The organism is Streptomyces sp. NPDC056480 (genome assembly GCF_042795405.1).
Taxonomy (GTDB): Bacteria; Actinomycetota; Actinomycetes; order Streptomycetales; family Streptomycetaceae; genus Streptomyces.
This window is the reverse complement of record NZ_JBHTSA010000010.1, coordinates 22,523-39,958: the sequence shown is the minus strand read 5'-3', so window position 1 is coordinate 39,958 and position 17,436 is coordinate 22,523. Positions and strand designations below refer to the sequence as shown.

The 17,436-nt window shown below is 72.9% G+C and carries 14 protein-coding genes and 1 pseudogene; 7 read left to right on the top strand and 8 right to left on the bottom strand.

The window, feature by feature from the left end:
- The first annotated feature begins 23 nt into the window (after positions 1–23).
- Both ACFQ79_RS07535 and ACFQ79_RS07530 read left to right on the top strand, forming a co-directional pair.
- Positions 24–1,403 (top strand): FtsW/RodA/SpoVE family cell cycle protein, encoded by a 1,380-nt coding sequence (locus tag ACFQ79_RS07535; protein ID WP_383580016.1) that lies wholly within the window; start codon positions 24–26, stop codon positions 1,401–1,403.
- Between the two features lie 58 nt (positions 1,404–1,461).
- Entirely contained in the window at positions 1,462–2,937 is a 1,476-nt protein-coding gene (locus tag ACFQ79_RS07530) for a penicillin-binding transpeptidase domain-containing protein (protein WP_383580015.1), read from the top strand.
- Positions 2,938–3,151: 214 nt separating this feature from the next.
- Here ACFQ79_RS07530 and ACFQ79_RS07525 read toward each other — a convergent pair whose 3' ends face one another.
- The gene (locus ACFQ79_RS07525; protein ID WP_383580014.1) at positions 3,152–4,012 is read right to left on the bottom strand and encodes a hypothetical protein; all 861 of its coding nucleotides are present in this window, start codon (positions 4,010–4,012) and stop codon (positions 3,152–3,154) included.
- Positions 4,013–4,173: 161 nt separating this feature from the next.
- A complete protein-coding gene (locus ACFQ79_RS07520) occupies positions 4,174–5,283 on the bottom strand; it encodes a ferritin-like domain-containing protein (protein ID WP_383580013.1) in 1,110 nt (369 codons plus the stop codon).
- 192 nt (positions 5,284–5,475) lie between these two features.
- Between ACFQ79_RS07520 and ACFQ79_RS07515 the strand changes: the two genes are divergently transcribed.
- From ACFQ79_RS07515 to ACFQ79_RS07495, 5 genes and pseudogenes are all read left to right on the top strand, one after another.
- The gene (locus tag ACFQ79_RS07515) at positions 5,476–6,438 is read left to right on the top strand and encodes a diiron oxygenase (protein ID WP_383580012.1); all 963 of its coding nucleotides are present in this window, start codon (positions 5,476–5,478) and stop codon (positions 6,436–6,438) included.
- A 168-nt stretch (positions 6,439–6,606) separates the two neighbouring features.
- Entirely contained in the window at positions 6,607–7,329 is a 723-nt protein-coding gene (locus ACFQ79_RS07510) for a TetR/AcrR family transcriptional regulator (RefSeq protein WP_383580011.1), read from the top strand.
- A 33-nt stretch (positions 7,330–7,362) separates the two neighbouring features.
- Positions 7,363–7,671 carry a hypothetical protein gene (locus ACFQ79_RS07505; protein WP_383580010.1) on the top strand — a complete coding sequence of 103 codons (309 nt, stop codon included), beginning with the start codon at positions 7,363–7,365 and terminating at the stop codon, positions 7,669–7,671.
- A 74-nt stretch (positions 7,672–7,745) separates the two neighbouring features.
- On the top strand, positions 7,746–9,197 hold the full coding sequence (locus tag ACFQ79_RS07500; RefSeq protein WP_383580009.1) for an NlpC/P60 family protein: 1,452 nt from the start codon (positions 7,746–7,748) through the stop codon (positions 9,195–9,197).
- 45 nt (positions 9,198–9,242) lie between these two features.
- Positions 9,243–10,166: pseudogene (locus ACFQ79_RS07495) on the top strand (MFS transporter); the annotation flags it as partial.
- 326 nt (positions 10,167–10,492) lie between these two features.
- On the opposite strand, the gene ACFQ79_RS07490 reads toward ACFQ79_RS07495, so the two are convergent.
- The 6 genes from ACFQ79_RS07490 to ACFQ79_RS07465 all read right to left on the bottom strand — a co-directional run bounded on the left by ACFQ79_RS07490 (position 10,493) and on the right by ACFQ79_RS07465 (position 17,222).
- Complete coding sequence (locus tag ACFQ79_RS07490) at positions 10,493–11,023, bottom strand: DUF6584 family protein (RefSeq protein ID WP_383580008.1); 531 nt, start codon at positions 11,021–11,023, stop codon at positions 10,493–10,495.
- 201 nt (positions 11,024–11,224) lie between these two features.
- Complete coding sequence (locus ACFQ79_RS07485; protein ID WP_383580007.1) at positions 11,225–12,460, bottom strand: styrene monooxygenase/indole monooxygenase family protein; 1,236 nt, start codon at positions 12,458–12,460, stop codon at positions 11,225–11,227.
- 38 nt (positions 12,461–12,498) lie between these two features.
- Complete coding sequence (locus tag ACFQ79_RS07480) at positions 12,499–13,248, bottom strand: ATP/GTP-binding protein (RefSeq protein WP_383580005.1); 750 nt, start codon at positions 13,246–13,248, stop codon at positions 12,499–12,501.
- On the bottom strand, positions 13,229–13,651 hold the full coding sequence (locus ACFQ79_RS07475; protein ID WP_266969239.1) for a DUF742 domain-containing protein: 423 nt from the start codon (positions 13,649–13,651) through the stop codon (positions 13,229–13,231). The genes ACFQ79_RS07480 and ACFQ79_RS07475 overlap by 20 nt, the downstream gene beginning before the upstream one ends.
- A complete protein-coding gene (locus ACFQ79_RS07470; protein ID WP_383580003.1) occupies positions 13,648–14,139 on the bottom strand; it encodes a roadblock/LC7 domain-containing protein in 492 nt (163 codons plus the stop codon). The genes ACFQ79_RS07475 and ACFQ79_RS07470 overlap by 4 nt, the downstream gene beginning before the upstream one ends.
- Positions 14,136–17,222 carry a nitrate- and nitrite sensing domain-containing protein gene (locus ACFQ79_RS07465; protein ID WP_383580001.1) on the bottom strand — a complete coding sequence of 1,029 codons (3,087 nt, stop codon included), beginning with the start codon at positions 17,220–17,222 and terminating at the stop codon, positions 14,136–14,138. Before ACFQ79_RS07465 ends, ACFQ79_RS07470 begins: the two co-directional genes overlap by 4 nt.
- Positions 17,223–17,436: the final 214 nt, after the last annotated feature.

The following is a 17,436-nucleotide window of genomic DNA, read 5'->3' as shown; positions in this document are numbered from 1 at the left end:
ATACCGCTTGCTACGTTGCGGCCATGACCGCACCGCGCACGGACGCTCCCCCGCCCGGGGTACGCACGCCGAAGCGCCGCGGCGTGGAACTCTCCCTCCTCGTCTGCGCCGTCCTCATCTGCGTCTTCGGGTACGCCGAGGTCGGCCTCGCCCGCAGCGGGGCGGTACCGCCGGACGCCGCGCGCTACGGGGCCGGGCTCGGCCTGCTCGCGCTCGTCGCCCATCTCGCGGTCCGGTTCCGCGCCCCGTACGCCGATCCGCTGCTCCTGCCGATCGCGGTCCTGCTCAACGGCCTCGGCCTGGTGCTGATCTACCGGCTCGACCTGGAGACGCCGAAGGACCAGGCGGCGACGACGCAGCTGGTCTGGTCGACGCTCGGCGTCACGCTCTTCATCGTGGTCGTGCTGCTGCTCCGCGACCATCGCGCGCTCCAGGGGTACGCGTACGTGTCGGTGGCCGCGGCGCTGGCCCTGATGATCCTGCCGATCTTCTTCCCGGCGGTGAACGGCGCCAAGATCTGGATCCGGCTCGGCGGTCTCTCCTTCCAGCCGGGCGAGTTCGCCAAGATCCTGCTCGCCGTCTTCTTCGCCGCCTATCTCGCCGCCAACCACAACGCGCTCGCGTACACCGGCCGCCGGATCTGGAAGTTCCAGTTCCCGACCGGGCGCGTGCTGGGGCCGATCGTGGCGATCTGGCTGCTGAGCGTCGGCGTGCTCGTCCTCGAACGGGACCTGGGCACCTCACTGCTCTTCTTCGGCCTCTTCGTGATCATGCTGTACGTGGCGACCGGCCGGACCGGCTGGATCGCGGTCGGCCTCGTCCTCGCCGCCGCCGGCGCCTTCCTCGTCGGCTCGCTCGAACCGCACGTGCACAGCCGGGTGCAGGACTGGCTCGACCCGTTCGCCTCGATCCGGGCCGGGGACGGGCCCGGACAGCTCGCCCAGTCCCTCTTCGCGTTCGCGGCCGGCGGGATGCTCGGCTCGGGGCTCGGACTCGGCCACTCCGTCCTCATCGGCTTCGCCACCAAGTCCGACTTCATCCTGGCCACGGCCGGCGAGGAGCTGGGGCTGGTCGGCCTCACCGCGCTCTTCCTGCTGTACGCACTGCTCGTCGCCCGCGGCTACCGCGCCGGCCTCTCGCTGCGGGACCCCTTCGGACGGCTCCTCGCGATCGGGCTCGCCTCGATCGTGGCGCTCCAGGTGTTCGTGATCGCGGGCGGGGTGATGGGCCTGATCCCGCTGACCGGGATGGCGATGCCGTTCCTGGCCCAGGGAGGGTCGTCGGTCGTCACGAACTGGGTGATCGTGGCGCTCCTCATCCGGGTCAGCGACTCGGCGCGCGCACCACAGCCGGACGACGCCGACACGGGGACGCTCGCACCGGTGAGGGAGGGGGCCTCGTGAGCAGACCGCACACACCGGTGCACCTCGTGATCCGGCCGCACGCCCTGGGGGGAACCACGTGATCCGTTACGCCCGGCGGGCCGCCGCGCTCTGCCTCGTCCTTCTCGTGGCACTCCTCGTCAACTCCGCGCGCGTGATGGTCTTCGAGGCCGAGTCGCTCGACGACAACCCGGCCAACCGGCGCATCGCGATCAACCGCTACGCGCAGCCGCGCGGCGAGATCGTCGTCGACGGGAAGCCGGTCACCGGCTCCCGGGACAGCGGACAGCAGCTGCGCTGGGAACGGACCTACCGCCAGGGCCCGTTGTACGCGCCGCTCACCGGCTACTCCTCACAGACGTACGGCACGACCCTCGTCGAGCACGCCGAGGACGCGATCCTGGCCGGCACCGATCCCCTGCTGGCGCCGCTGCCGCTCTGGAACGACCTCACCCGGGGCCGCCAGCCCGGCGGCGACGTCGTGACGACGATCCGCAGCTCCATGCAGGAGGCGGCGTTCCGGGGACTCGACGGGAAGCGCGGCGCGGTCGTCGCGGTCGAGCCGCACAGCGGCCGCATCCTCGCGCTGGTCAGCTCGCCCTCGTACGACCCCGGTGTCCTCTCCGGCACGGGGAAGGGGGTCAAGGACGCCTGGAGGCGGCTCACCACCTCGCCGAACCAGCCGATGCTGAACCGGGCGCTGCGGCAGACGTACCCGCCGGGCTCCACGTTCAAGATCGTGACGGCCGCGGCGGCGCTCGACGCGGGGGTGGTACGGGACGTGGACGCACCGACGGACACCCCGGACCCCTTCGTCCTGCCCGGCACCCGGCAGGTGCTGCCGAACGAGGCGAAGGGCTGCGGCGACGCGTCCCTCGCGTACGCGATCCAGTGGTCGTGCAACACGGTGATGGCCGGGCTCGGGGTGGAGGTGGGCCTGGAGGGGATGGTCGACGCGGTGGGGATGTTCGGCTTCAACGACACGGGGCTGCGGGTGCCGTCCTGGGTGGCCAAGTCCAACTTCGACCGGGAGATGAGCCCGGACCAGCTCGCGCTGTCGTCGATCGGACAGTTCGACACGACGGCGACGCCGCTCCAGATGGCGATGGTGGCGTCGGCGGTCGCCAACAACGGCGAGATCGCCCAGCCGTACCTCGTCGACCGCACGACGACCTCGGGCGGGTCGACGATCGACCGTACGGTCCGCCGCAGTTACCGGCAGGCGATGAACCCCGCGACGGCGATGCAGCTCCAGCGGCTGATGGTGAAGGCGGTGACGGAGGGGACGGGGACGAACGCGGCGATCCCCGGGGCGCGGGTCGGCGGCAAGACCGGCACGGCCCAGCACGGCTTCGGCAACACCGGCACCCCGTACGCCTGGTTCATCGCCTGGGCGCAGGCGGAGGACGCGGCCCAGCCGGCGGTCGCGGTGGCGGTGGTCGTCGAGGACGCGGAGGCGTCCCGCACGGACATCAGCGGGGGCGGCAGCGCGGCGCCGATCGCGCGGGCGGTGATGGAGGAGGCGCTGCGGCTGGAGAAGGAGGCGCGGGGGTAGGCGGAGGAGGCGCGAGGGGAGGCGGAGGAGGCGCGAGGGGAGGCGGAGGAGGCGCGAGGGGAGGCGGAGGAGGCGCGAGGGGAGGCCCTCGGGGCCGCGTCCCGGAGGCCCGGTGCCAGGGCACGCGCCGCACCTCCGCCATCCGCCGGGCCGCCCCGCCCTCCGGCCGCGTCAGCGGTCCGCGCCTCCGACCGGCCGACCCGCCCCGGCCGCGTCAGCCGATCGGCTTGCGGATCTCCGCGCGGATCTTGGCCGTCTTCTCCGCGAGGTCGGCCAGGTCGATGCCCTTCGGGTCGGCCGTGGCCTCCCCGGCGCCGACGAGGGCGATGGCGGCGGCGGTGTTCTCGTCGCCCCAGGCGCACATGGGAAGCGTCGTCGAGCCGAGTCCGTCCTTCGACGTGGTGACCTGGCAGCTGACGGTCACGCCGTACCCGGCGGGGGTGAAGTCCCTGGGCCTGACGACCAGCTTGGAGCCCTTTTCCGTGGCGGCCCCCTTGAGGATGGACGAGCGGGTGGTACCGGGGCTCTTGATCTGCCCGTACAGCCCGGAGAGGACGAGGACGGACTCGTCCTTGCCGCTGTACTGCCCGACCGCCGCCGTCGCGTCCTTCACGGTGAAGTCGGGGGTGTCCTCGATCTCCTTGCCCTGGGTGTCGGAGAGGTCGGAGACGAGGGTGAACTCGCCGTCGAGGACGGTCTGCGGGACGACCAGCTTGTGCGTCGCCTCGGGGAAGGGACCGGTGACGCTGTCGAGACCGGCCTTGACGCCGTAACCGATGCCGCCGACCACGACCAGGGAACCGACGACGATGGCGACGATCGCGCCGGCCCCCAGCTTCTTCTTCGGCGGTCCCATCGGCGGCAGTCCCATCGGCGGCTGCCCCCAGCCGCCGGGGCCGGGCCCCGGGGCTCCCGGGTACTGCGGCGGAACACCGGGCCGGGGGTGGGCCTGTTGGGGGTGGCCCGGCGGAGGGAAGCCCTGCGGGGCGCCGTACGGGCCGGGCTGCTGCGGGGGCGGCACCGGCCCGCCGTACGGGTTATGGGGCGGCTGGTTCGGCGGTGGCGGCATGGTCATGACGAGCACGCTACGTCACCCGTACGACAACCCGTTCTTCCGAGTGCGACGGGTGCCGGGGCCCGGTGAGCGCCACGGGGCCCGGTCAACGCCGCGGGGCCCGGTGAGCGCCACGGGGCCCGGTGAGCGCCACGGGACTCGGTCAGCGCCGCGGGGCCCGGTCAGCCCTGCGCCGCCCCGTCCGCGATCGCGTCCGCGACCTCCGCCACCCGGGCCTGCTCCTCCTTGGCGAAGCGCTCCGCGTCGAGCTGTTCCGCGATCTCCTCGTCCTGGGTCATGAGGAGGTCGAGGTTGGAGTCGCCGAGGTCGAAGACGCCCATGTCGAGGTAGGCCTTCTGGAGGCGTTCGCCCCAGAGGCCGATGTCCTTGACGCAGGGGACGATCCGGCTGAACAGCAGCTTGCGGAAGAGGTGGAGGAACTCGCTCTGCTCGGTCAGCTCCTCCGCCTCCTTGCGCGGGATGCCGAAGTTCTCCAGGACCTCGACGCCGCGCAGCCGGTCGCGCATCAGGTAGCAGCCCTCGATGACGAACTCCTCGCGTTCGCGGAGTTCGGCATCGGACAACTGCCCGTAGTAGTCGCGCAGGGCCATCCGTCCGAACGCGACGTGCCGGGCCTCGTCCTGCATCACGTACGCGAGGATCTGCTTGGGCAGGGGCTTGTCGGTGGTGTCGCGGATCATGCCGAAGGCGGCGAGGGCGAGGCCCTCGATGAGGACCTGCATGCCGAGGTACGGCATGTCCCAGCGGGAGTCGCGCAGGGTGTCGTCGAGGAGGCTCTGCAGGTTGTCGTTGATCGGGTAGAGCATGCCGATCTTGTCGTGGAGGAAGCGGCCGTAGATCTCGGCGTGCCGGGCCTCGTCCATGGTCTGCGTGGCCGAGTAGAACTTGGCGTCCAGGTCGGGGACGGACTCGACGATCCGGGCGGCGCAGATCATGGCGCCCTGCTCGCCGTGGAGGAACTGGCTGAACTGCCAGGAGGAGTAGTGCCGGCGCAGGTCGCCCTTGTCCTTCTCGGTCATCTTCGCCCAGTGGCGGGTGCCGTGGAGGGTCAGGACCTCGTCGGGGGTGCCGAGGGGGTCGTACGGGTCGACCTCCAGGTCCCAGTCGATCCGGGTGGCGCCGTCCCACTGCTTGTCCTTGCCCTTCTGGTAGAGCGCGAGGAGGCGTTCGCGGCCTTCCTCGTACTCCCAGGAGAAGCGGGCGGCGCCGGTGGCGGGGACCTGCCAGCTCGGGGTGGACGGGGCCGTGGTGTAGAGGTCGCGCGTCGACACTGACGCCTCCTTGGGGGGTCGGGCCTTTTCCCGTGGTGCGAGTCCTGTGGCCAGGCCAGGCTCACACGTTGGTAGACGGATCGTCAACAAGTCGCGCACAAGGGATTGACGACGCTACTGACGGGCAGTCTGATAAGTGGTGACCATCGGTAACGTCACGCCGTCGCGACGAGCACAGCGAGGTGCGCCCCCATGACCCCCTTCACCGAGTCCCCGGCGACCACGAAGTCCGCGGAACCGGACTTCAGCCTCCTCAGGGACGCCCTGGGGCCGCTGCGCGACCGCGAGCAGGTCGCCGAACGACTCCTGGAGTCCTCCCGCAAGCACTCCTACGACCCGGACGTCGAACTCGACTGGGACGCGCCGTTCGAGGACGGCAAGTGGTTCTGGCCGCCCGAGCTGCTCTCCCTGTACGACACGCCGCTGTGGCGCACGATGTCCGAGGAGCAGCGGATCGCGCTCTCGCGCCACGAGGCGGCGTCGCTCGCGTCGCTCGGCGTCTGGTTCGAGATCATCCTGATGCAGCTGCTCGTCCGGCACATCTACGACAAGTCGCTGACCAGCCATCACGTGCGGTACGCGCTGACCGAGATAGCGGACGAGTGCCGTCACTCGATGATGTTCGCGCGGCTGATCCAGCAGGGCGGGACGCCCGCGTACCCGGTGCCCCGGCTCTACCACAACCTCGCGCGCCTGCTGAAGACCGTGTCCACGACCCCGGGCTCGTTCGCCTCGACGCTGCTCGGCGAGGAGATCCTCGACTGGATGCAGCGGCTGACGTTCCCGGACGAGCGGGTGCAGACGCTGGTGCGCGGGGTGACCCGCATCCACGTGGTCGAGGAGGCACGGCATGTGCGGTACGCCCGCGAGGAACTGCGCCGCCAGATGGTGACCGCGCCGCGCTGGGAGCAGGAGTTCACGCGGGTGAGCTGCGGAGAGGCGGCGCGGGTCTTCTCGACCTGCTTCGTGAACCCGCAGGTGTACGAGGCGGTGGGCCTGGACCGGCGGGAGGCGGTCGCCCAGGTGAGGGCGAGCGGGCACCGCCGCGAGGTCATGCAGTCCGGGGCGCGGCGCCTGACGGACTTCCTGGACGACATCGGGGTGTTGCGGGGGGTGGGACGACGGTTGTGGAGGTCGTCGGGCCTGCTGGCCTGAGGCGTCCGCCGTCGCGCTGCGGGGGCGGGGGCTCGGAGGGGTCCCTTTTCGCCTGCGGGGGCGGGGCGCTCGGAGGGGTCCCCCGTCGCCTGCGGGGCGAGGGCTCGGAGGGGTCCCCTTTCGCCTGCGGGGCCGGGGGCCCGGAGGGGTCCGGCTACGCTGCGGAGCATGACTGCCGCCGCCACCCCCGCGTACCGCAGGCTCAGCGTCGAGGAGCGTCGCGGCCAGCTCCTCGAGGCCGCCCAGGAGCTCTTCGCCCACCGCACCCCCGAGGACGTCTCCCTCGACGACGTCGCCGAGGCGGCCGGCGTCTCCCGGCCCCTCGTCTACCGCTACTTCCCCGGCGGCAAGCAGCAGCTCTACGAGGCCGCCCTCCGTTCCTCCGCCGACGCCCTGAACCACTGCTTCACCGAGCCCCCGGTCGGGCCGCCCACCGAGCGGCTCGGCCGGGTGCTCGACCGCTATCTGGCCTTCGTCGACGAGCACGACGCCGGTTTCAGCGCCCTCCTCCGCGGGGGCAGCGTCGCCGAGACCTCCCGTACCACCGCGATCGTCGACGAGGTCCGCCGCGCCGCCGCCGAGCAGATCCTCGTCCACCTCGGCGTGGACCGCCCAGGCCCCCGCCTCAGCATGCTGGTCCGCACCTGGATCGCCGCCGTGGAGGCCGCCTCCCTCATCTGGCTCGACGAGGACAAGCGACCCCCGGCCGGTGAGCTGCGGGAGTGGCTGGTGGACCATCTCATCGCCCTCCTCGCCGCGAGCACGGCCAGCGACGAGGAGACCGCGCGGGTCGTCGGACGTCTCCTCGCCGAGGAGACGCCCGAGGGACCCGTGGGCCGGCTGGCCCGCCGGGTGATCCCGGTGGTCGGCGAGGCCGCCCGTCTGCTCTGAGCCGGAAGCGGGGCCGGAGGGGACACTGGAGGGGTGAGAAGCCAGAACACCTCCTTCCGTGGCGGCCCCCTCGACGGCCGGGTCCTGCCGATCCTGCTGGGCCCGACCGGTCATCCGCCGAAGTGGTACGAGATCCCGGTCCCGGCCCACGACGGGAACCCCCCTACCCTCCACACCTACCGCCGCGAGCCGGCGGGTTACACGAAGCGACTGGGCCTCCAGCGCGGCTGGGTCTACGCGTACGCCCCCGAGGGCCGTGAGCGTCGCGAGCTGAAGTGGCCGTGGTCGAAGCCGAACACCGGCACGGCCCCTCCCCGGGACGGCGCTGCGCCGAACGAGTGAGGACGCCGGACTCACCCCCATTCGTACGGTAATCGCATGATGTGACACGTCATCATCCCCATGGAGGTGGTGACGTGTCGCGAAGACTGCTGCGTACGGTCTGCACGGGGGCCCTGGCCGCCGCGACCGCCCTCACCGGAGTCCTCCCGGTGAGCGCCGCGGCCCCGGAACCGCCCGCCGATCCTCCGGTCGAGGCACCGATCGCCTGGGCGGACCCGGCCGCGGAACCGGTCGGACCGGTCGACCCGGACGCGGAACCGGACGGCCCCAAGGCGGTCGACCCGGACGCGGAACCCGAAGGCCCGAAGACGGTCGACCCGGACGCGGAGCCGGTCGGCCCGAAACCCTTTGCACCGGACGCGACCGCGTCACCCGCTGCCGCGGCGGCGACCTCGCAGGACCCTGCCGATCCCGTCACGCCGGTCGCCCCCGACGCCCCCACCGCCCCACCCGAATCCGACCCTCCCGCCACCGACGACGACGCCTCCGCCCTCCCTCCCCCCGGCGGCGACTCCGTCACCGCGCTGCTCGCGCGGATGCGGACGCTCTACCAGCAGGCCGAGGAGGCGACCGAGCGGTTCAACGCCGCCGAGGAGGCGCTGAAGCTCCAGACCGCCGACACCAAGCGGGTCACGGCCCGGCTCACCTCCGCCCGTACCGCGCTGGCTCAGGGGCGGGCCGCGGCCGGGCGGATCGCCCGGGACCAGTACCGGGGCGGGTCCGAGTTCTCCTCCTACCTGCGGCTGCTGTTCGCGCCGGATCCCCAGTCGGCGCTCGACCAGGGGCATCTGATGGCGCGGGCCTCCCGGGACCGGGCCTCGGCGGTGCCGCGGCTCGAGAAGGCCGAGCGGCAGGCCGGCAGCCTGGCGAGCGCCTCGCGCAAGGCCCTCGACCGTCAGCAGACCCTCGCGGCCGCGCGGCGCACCCGGCGCGACGAGGTGCGGGCCCGGCTCGCGGAGGTCGAGAAGCTGCTCGCCGCGCTCTCCCCCGAGCAGCTGGCCCGGCTCACCGAGCTGGAGCGGGTCCAGACGGCGGGCGCACAGCGCGAGCTGCTCGACTCGGGTGTCCTGGACGGGCGGCGCACCCCGTCCGGGGCGGGTGCGGAGGCGCTGCGGTTCGCGGTGGGCCAGATCGGCAAGCCGTACGAGTGGGGCGCGGAGGGCCCGGAGGCGTACGACTGCTCGGGGCTCACGCAGCAGGCCTGGGCGGCGGCGGGCCTGGAGGTGCCGCGGACGAGCCAGGAGCAGTGGGCGACGCTGCCCCGGGTGCCGCTCGCGCGGCTCCGTCCCGGGGACCTGGTGGTGTACTTCCCCGGCGCGACCCATGTGGCGGTCTATCTGGGCGAGGGCCTGGTGGTGCAGGCGCCGCGGCCCGGCGGGAAGGTGAAGGTCTCCCCGATCGCGGCGAACCCGCTGCTCGGGGCGGTGCGCCCGGATCCGGACGGGGAGGCCCTGGCCGCGTACGCCCCGCCGGTGCTGCCGGCCGGGGCGAGGGACGGCGGGGACGAGGGGTACGACCACGGCTGAGCGTCAACTGCCCTCCACAGCAACCCTCTTGCTCGCGCACGTAATATGCAACAAGCTATACGGGTCCTTACTCGCCGCTTCTTGCCCGAACGGACGCGGAGCCCCGTCATGCCCGGACTGCTGCCCTCCACCGGACCCCAACGCACCCTCGCCGCGTCCAACTTCGTGAACACCGTCGGCAGTGGACTCTTCCTGACCGCCGGAGTCCTGTACTTCACCCAGGCCGTGCACCTGCCGGCCGGCACGGTCGGACTCGGGCTCGGCATCGCCGGGGCCCTCTCCCTCGCCGTGGGGATCGGGGTCGGCCATCTCGCCGACCGCTGCGGGGCGCGGGGCGTGTACGTGGCGACGCTGGCCGTACAGGCGGCGGCGACCGCGGCCTTCGTGTTCGCGGACAGCTTCTGGCCGTTCGTGCTCGCGGTCGCGACGGCCACCGGGGCGAAGGCCGCCGGGCTGGCCGCGCGTGCGCCCCTCGTCCGGCACTACGGAGGGGAGCGGCCGCAGGAGTTCCGGGCCTATCTGCGGGCCGTGACCAACGTCGGCATCTCCCTGGGCGCTCTCCTCGCGGGCTGGGCGGTCCAGGTCGGCACGCTCGGCGCGTACCAACTCCTGGTACTGGGAAACGCGCTGGCCTTCGGGGCCTCGGCCGTCGTGCTGGCCCTGCTGCCGCCGGTGGCGCCCGCGCCCGTCGCCCGGGGGCCTCGGTGGATCGCGCTGCGGGACCGGCCGTACCTCGCGCTCACCGCGCTCGACGGGGTGATGGCGATGCAGTTCAAGGTGCTGACGGTGGCGATCCCGCTGTGGCTGGTGGGGTCCACCGGCGCCCCGCACTGGCTCGTCTCGGGCACGATGCTCGCCAACACCGTGATCGTCGTGGGACTCCAGGTGCGGGCGAGCCGGGGCATCGACTCGCCGCGCGCGGGCGGTCACGCCTACCGTCGCGCCGGAGCGGCGTTCCTCGTCTCCTGCGCGCTGGTCCCGCTCTCGGCGGGCGCGCCGGCGGCGGTGGCGATCGGCCTGCTCCTCACGGCCGTCGTCGTCCACACGATCGGCGAACTGTGGCACTCCGCGGGCGGCTTCGAGGTGTCGTACGCCCTCGCCCCGCCCCGCGCGACCGGCCAGTACCTGGGTGTCTTCGGTCTCGGCGCGGGCCTCTCCGAGGCGGTGGGGCCCGGCCTGCTCATCGCGCTGTGCATCGGCTGGGGCCGCCCCGGCTGGTACGTCGTCGGCGTGCTCTTCGCCCTGACGGGTCTGCTGACGCCGTGGGCGGTCCGCCGGGCGGAGGCCGCCCGGCGCTACGAGAAGAGCGAGATGAGCCCGTACACCCAGACGCCCACCATGACGACGGTGCCCGCGAGGGCACCGGCGCCCGCGACCACTCCGGAGAGGGTCCAGCCTCCGGGTTCCGGCGCGTCGGCCTCCTCGCCCCGGTCCGCCGCGTAGGAGTCCGGGTCGTCCCAGTCGACGGGGTGTCCGAGCCGCCCGGCGCAGGCGGTCCGCACCGCGGCGAGCTGCCCGGCGGCGAAGGAGGTCTCCGCCAGCGCCTCGGGCCCGCGCCAGGCGAGGGCCTTCATCCGCCAGCCGGGAGTTCCGTAGCGCTTCTCGAAGGCGGCGGTCTCCTCCGCGTCCCGGTCCTCTTCGAGGTACATCCAGCGCCCTGCCTGGGCCGCGTCCCCGTACAGCCGGTACACCTCGGCGAGCCGGCGCCGCAACGACAGGTCGTACGGGAACGACGAGACCAGACCACGCAGCCGCTGCCGCGCCATGGGGATCCGCCCGGCGTCGAGGTCGGTGTCCACACGGGCCAGGGTGTTCGTCTGAGACATGGACACATGATCGGGCACGGGGCGGGACAACTCGATCCGTTTTCCGACGGCCACCGGACGGCCGATCCCTGGGCGACCGATCCCCTTGGACGACCGATCCCTGGGCGACCGGCCACGGGAAGGCCGGTCACGGGAGGGCCGACGGCCGGCGCCCCGGGCTTCGAGCCCGGGTGCCGGCCGTCGAAGGACGCCGTCCGCGGGTCAGCCGCCCGCGACCTCCGCCAGGTACGCGGACGTCTTCTCCGGGTCGAAGAAGAAGTTCTCGAAGTCCGACGGGTCGTTGAAGCCGTTCGCGAAGCGGTCGGCGACCGGCTGGAGCTGGCCCGCCGCGCCCAGGAGGTTCAGGACGTGCTCCGGCGGCGGCGCCAGCATCGCGTTCGTCCACTTGGTGACGTGCTGGGCCGTCTGCCAGTAGCGGTCGAAGGCCGACCGCATCCACTCCTCGTCGAAGGGCTTGTCGCCCTGCTCGAAGATCGCGGCCAGGTACGCGGCCGCGCACTTCGACGCCGAGTTCGAACCCTGGCCGGTGATCGGGTCGTTGGCCACGACCACGTCGGCCACGCCGAGGACCAGGCCGCCGCCGGGAAGCCGGCCGATCGGGTTGCGGACCGTCGGCGCGTACCGGCCGGCGAGGGTGCCGCCCGCATCGGTCAGTTCGACCTTGGTGGCCCGCGCGTACTCCCAGGGCGTGAACTTCTCCATCAGCTCCAGGGTCAGCGACAGGTGCTCCGCCGGGTCCTTGACGCCCTTGAAGGCGTCGAGCGGACCGCCGGGGACGCCCTCCCAGAAGAGGATGTCCGCGCGGCCGCCCATCGTCAGCGTCGGCATGACGAACAGCTCGCCCACGCCCGGGACCACGTTGCACCGCACCGCGTCGAACTCCGGGTGCTCCGGACGCGGACCGAGACCGTGGACGTACGCGACGGCCAGCGCGCGCTGCGGCTCGACGTACGGCGAACGGGACGCGTCCCGGCCGAACATCGAGACCAGCTCGCCCTTGCCCGCCGCGACCAGCACCAGGTCGTAGCTGCGCGAGAAGTAGTCCAGGTCGCTCACGGCCGCGCCGTGTATCACCAGCTGGCCGCCGCGCTGGGCGAAGGTCTCCATCCAGCCGGCCATCTTCACCCGCTGGTCGACCGACTGCGCGAACCCGTCGAGCCGGCCGACCCAGTCGATCGCCCGGGTGGAGTCGGGGGCGGCGACCGAGACGCCGAGGCCCTCGATGCGCGGAGCCTGGGTCTCCCAGAAGTTGAGGCCGAGGTCCCGCTCGTGCTGGAGCGCGGTGTGGAACATGCACTGGGTGGACATGACCCGACCGGCCCGGATCTCGTCCGCCGTCCGGTTCGACATGAGGGTGACCTCGTACCCCGACGACTGGAGTCCGAGGGCGAGCTGCAGACCGGACTGGCCGGCGCCGACTATGAGTATCTTCCGCATGGGTGGTGCTCCTGGCGTGACGGGGAGAGCTGGGCGATCTATTCGGGGGTGTGTTCCAGCGCGTGGGCGACCATCGCGAGCAGGCTCTCGACGACGCTGTACCGCTTGCGCGCGTCCATGATCACCACGGGGACGTCCGCGGGCACGGTCAGCGCCTCACGGACGTCGTCCGCCTCGAACAGCTCGGTCCCCTCGAAGTGGTTGACGGCCACGATGTACGGCAGCCCGCAGCTCTCGAAGTAGTCGAGGGCCGGGAAGCAGTCCGTGAGCCGCCGTGTGTCGGCCAGCACGATCGCACCGATCGCCCCGCGCACCAGGTCGTCCCACATGAACCAGAAGCGCTGCTGTCCCGGCGTACCGAAGACGTACAGCACCAGGTCGTTGTCGAGGGTGATCCGGCCGAAGTCCATCGCCACCGTGGTGGTGAGCTTGTCCGGCGTGGCGGTGAGGTCGTCGGTCTCCTCGCTCGCCCGGGTCATCAGCGCCTCGGTCTGGAGCGGGGTGATCTCCGAGACCGCGCGCACGAAGGTGGTCTTGCCGACGCCGAAGCCGCCCGCGACGACGATCTTCGTCGCGATCGGGGCACGGGTGTGATCGAGCTGCCAGTCCTGCGCGCCGTCCTCGGCGTCGGGCCCGGCGGTGGCCGACGCGGTCGCGGCGGATGCGGTCGCATCTCGCCGGAACAGGTCGGCCGCGGGGGCCTGGGGCTGCGCGGGTATGCCCGTCACCGTCGGTGATCCGGTGTCGGCATCGGAGACGGCGGAGGCGTCAGAGACGACGGAGTCCACTCAGCACCCTTTCGAGGAGCGCGCGGTCGGGCTGCCCGGTGCCGTGACCGGTCCCGTACACACGGATCTTTCCCTGGTCGGCCAGGTCGCTCAGGAGCACCCGGACGACCCCCAACGGCATCTTCAGAAGCGCCGAGATCTCCGCGACCGTCCGCATCCGACGGCAGATCTCGACGATGGCCCGCATCTCCGGCATCAGACCGCGGGCGCCCGGCCCGCCGTCCGTCAGGAGCTTGCGCACGGCGGGCGCTTCGAGCGCCGCCACGAAGGTCTCGACGAGCAGGACATGGCCGAAGCGGGTACGCCCGCCGGTCAGCGAGTACGGGCGTACGCGCGCGGGGCGGCGTCCATCTCCTCGTACGGGCAGCCGGTGGGCGTGGAACCCCGAAGAAAGTGACGTCACTGGGTGCTCTCCATCGATTTGCGCAGCTCGCTGCGGACTTCGGGGGTGAGTACGTGACCGGCGCGGCCCACGAAGAGCGCCATGTGGTAGGCCACCACGCTCATGTCGCAGTCGGGCGTGGCGTGGACGCCGAGCAGCGAGCCGTCGCTGATCGACATGACGAAGACGCTGCCCTCCTCCATCGCCACCATGGTCTGCTTGACCCCGCCGCCGTCCATCAGGCGCGCGGCGCCGATGGTCAGGCTGCCGATGCCGGAGACGATGGTGGCCAGGTCGGCGCTGGAGCCGCGCGGCCCGTTCGGACGGCCGGCTTCGGCGGCGACCGTCGTGCTCTGCTGGGCGGCCGGGTCGGACGAGAGCAGCATCAGGCCGTCGGAGGAGACGACGGCGACCGAGTGGACCCCGGGCACCTCCTCCACCAGATTCCCCAGCAGCCATTGCAGGTTGCGGGCTTCCGTGCTCAGTCCGAACGTTCCCGTCGCAGTCAACTGCGTGCCTCCTCGACTGTGTCCCCCGTCATCTCCTCTGTACGTGCAGTCTTTACGTCATCTATCCGCGCCGTCTCCATCTCCGCCTCCACGTCGCGGCGCCCGGCCTTGGCGCCCTGGTGGAAGCCGCCGAGCCGACGGCGCAGGGCTTCCGCGTCCACGCCGCCCTGCCGGGGGGGCGCGGCGGCGCCGGCGGGCCGGACCACCTGCGGGGTGCGCTTGGGCAGGCCCTTGTCGGTGAGGCGCTCCCCCTGCGGGGTACGCGGCCCGGGAACCGGCTGGTCGGTGACCGGCTCGGGGGCGACGGGAGTCCGCGGAGCCAGGAGCTCCTCGTGACGGGCGGGAGCGGTGACGTCCGCCGCGCGCTCGTGGGCGTCCGGCTCCGGCGGCGGGTCGGGCAGCCGGACCTGGAGCGTGGTCTCGGAGACGCTCTCGCCGAGGACGGCGGGCTCGTCGCGGGTGAGCTCGGGCTCGTGGTGGGTGAGCCCGGGCTCGGCGTGGGGCGCGGGCTCGGCGTGAGCGGGCTCGTACGACTGCTGAGGCTCGGGCTCGTACGACGGCTCCTGCGGCTCCGGCTCGTACGACGGCTCCTGCGGCTCCGGCTCGTACGACGGCTCCTGCGGCTCCGGCTCGTACGGAGCCTGCGCCGCCGGGTCGTACTGCGGCTCCGGCTCCCCCGCCGGCTCCCGCTCCGGGGCCCGGTCCTGCTCCTGGTCCCGCTGTTCCCGCCCCGCCGTCACCTCGGCCGCGAGGAACGCCCGCTCCGCCGCCTCGACGAGGGGGTCGCGGTTCCGGGACGGCAGCGTGTTGGAGTTGGCCTCCGCGGCCGAGCCGGGCAGGTGCAGCGTGGGCGCCGCGCCCGCCACCCGTACCGGCTCCGTCACGGTGGTCGGCAGGGCGGTGGGGAGCAGGGGCTGCGGCAGGACCACGACGGCCGCCGTGCCGCCCGGCTGCTGCTCGCGCAGCTCGACGCGGACGCCGTGGCGGGCGGCGAGCAGGGCGATGACCCGCATGCCGAGGCCCTCGCCCTCGAAGGCGGCGGGGTCGGCCTCGGCCAGGCGCGCGTTGAGCTCGGCGAGCCGGGAGGCGGTCATGCCGATGCCCGCGTCCTGCACGGAGAGCATCACCTCGCCGGACTCCAGGAGCCAGCCGGAGAGCTGGACCTCGGCGTCGGGCGGCGAGAAGGAGGTGGCGTTCTCCAGGAGTTCGGCGACGAGGTGGCTCAGGTCGTCCGCGGCGAAGCCGGCGACCTGGGCGTGCGGCGGCAGGGACTGGATGGTGACCCGCTCGTACCGCTCGATCTCGCTGACGGCGGCGCGCAGCACGTCGACCAGCGGGACGGGCCCGGCGTGGCCGTGGACGTGCTCGTGCCCGGCGAGGACGAGGAGGTTCTCGCTGTGGCGGCGCATGACGGTCGCCATGTGGTCGAGCTTGAAGAGGGTCGCGAGGCGGTCCGGGTCCTGCTCGCGCTCCTCCAGCTTCTCGATGACGCCGAGCTGTCGTTCGACGAGCCCCAGGCTCCGCAGCGAGAGGTTGACGAAGGTGTGGTGGACGGTGCTCCTGAACCGTTCGAGGTCGGCGGTGAGGAGCGCGACCTGCCCCTGGAGTTCGGCGCGCTGGGTGGCGAGCTCGGCGCCCAGGGACTCCTTGGCGGCGGCCAGGTCGGTCCGGTCGTCGGTGAGCCGCTCGGTCTGCGCCGCGAGGCCGGCGAGCTTGCCGTGCAGGGTGTTGAGGGAGCGGACGACCTGCGCGAACTCGTCGTTGCGGCCGGTGAAGCGGACCAGCTCCTCGGCGCCGGGCTCGGGGGCGGCGGCGAGCCGGGCGGCGCCGATCCGGAGGACGGCGAGCGGCCGGGTGAGGGTGCGGGCGACGTACGTGGAGATGCCGATCGCGACGAGCAGACAGCCGCCGAGGAAGGCGATGCGCAGTTCGAGGGCGGTGACGTCGTCGTCGCGGAGGGCGGCGAAGTGCTCGACCCGTTCGGCGGCGAGCCGGGACTCGACGCCGCGCATCTGCTCGATGCGGGAGGACAGCGCGGCCTCCAGACCGGCCGGGTCGGCCTCGCGCTCGGTCTCGGTCAGCCGGGGCTGGTCGGTGAGGGAGGCGAGGGAGCGCTCGGCGCTCTTGACGTCGGGACCGGTGACCGTCGTGGCGATCGCGTCGCGGGCGGCGGTGCCGGCGGCCTGGTCGAAGTCGCCGAGGGCGGCGAGTTCGCGGACCCGGGCCTGCTGGGCGGCGGCGGTGAGGGTGTCGCGGGCGCGGTCGGCCTCGGCGGCGCCCTCGGGCTCGTCGGGGACGTAGGTGCCGGTCTCGGCGTCGTAGTGGACCTCGCCGGTGGGCTCGGGCTGCGGCACGGAGAGCGCGGCGAGGAGCAGGCCGCGAGTGGCGGAGGCCTGTTCGACGGCGCGGCTGAGGGCGGCGGGGGCGCGGGTGGCCTCGGTGAGCGCGGTGTCGGAGGCGCGGGCCGGGGTCCTGTCGGCCAGTTCGTCGGCGAGGGCCTGGAGCTTGGTGATGACCTCCGAGTACGCCCGGTGGGCCTCCAGGGCCGTGCCCTTGCCGGTGAGGGCGGACCGGCGGACGGAGGGGACGCCGGCGAGGTCACGGCGGAGCTCGGCCGAGGCGGCGGGGCGGATCTCGTCGATCTGGCGGTCGACACGGGTGGAACGGGTGGAAGTGATCTGGCGCTTGCGCTTGGCCTCGCCGCTCTGGGCGTCGCGGCCGGCGGCGATGTAGGCGACGACCTCGTCGCGCTCGTCGGCGAGCGAGTGGGCCAGGGTGACGGCCTGCCGGTCGAGTTCGGCGAGGGTGACCAGGCTCTGGGTGTCGTTGAGCTCGGTGGAGGCGGCGAGGACCGCGGGCGCTCCGGCGACGAGGACCGTGATGCCGACGAGGGCGACACCGGCGACGAGACGGTTGCGGACGCGCTTGGGGCGGCCGGCGGGGGCGCTGCCGGCGAAGGTGCTGCCGTCGGGGACGCTGCCGGTGGGCGCCGCGGCGCCGTCCGGGGTCGGCACCGCACCGGGGGTCTGGCTCCGCGTGCCGTTCTTGCTCCGAGGCCGCTTCATCTGCACCGGTGCTCGCATTCTTGATTCGTCCGCCCACAAAGCAGAGGTGACGGCCGGTCACATGGAGCGCCCCCACCCCTGGTACGGCTTCCGACCATTCCAGCGCTTCTGGGAAGGGGGCGCGCATCGGCCGCTCCGCCACCCGAACGAGTGAACAACACTCCTGAGTTGGCGAACAACTTCTCCGGGCGGGCCGAGGAGGCCCCGAAGGACCCCCGGTTGGATCTTCCGC

Excerpts from the sequence above, each read along its gene's own strand:
- ACFQ79_RS07535 (WP_383580016.1), top strand. The coding sequence starts at position 24 with ATGACCGCACCGCGCACGGACGCTCCCCCGCCCGGGGTACGCACGCCG.
- ACFQ79_RS07525 (WP_383580014.1), bottom strand. The coding sequence starts at position 4,012 with ATGACCATGCCGCCACCGCCGAACCAGCCGCCCCATAACCCGTACGGC.
- ACFQ79_RS07515 (WP_383580012.1), top strand. The coding sequence starts at position 5,476 with ATGACCCCCTTCACCGAGTCCCCGGCGACCACGAAGTCCGCGGAACCG.
- ACFQ79_RS07510 (WP_383580011.1), top strand. The coding sequence starts at position 6,607 with ATGACTGCCGCCGCCACCCCCGCGTACCGCAGGCTCAGCGTCGAGGAG.
- ACFQ79_RS07490 (WP_383580008.1), bottom strand. The coding sequence starts at position 11,023 with ATGTCTCAGACGAACACCCTGGCCCGTGTGGACACCGACCTCGACGCC.
- ACFQ79_RS07485 (WP_383580007.1), bottom strand. The coding sequence starts at position 12,460 with ATGCGGAAGATACTCATAGTCGGCGCCGGCCAGTCCGGTCTGCAGCTC.
- ACFQ79_RS07465 (WP_383580001.1), bottom strand. The coding sequence starts at position 17,222 with ATGCGAGCACCGGTGCAGATGAAGCGGCCTCGGAGCAAGAACGGCACG.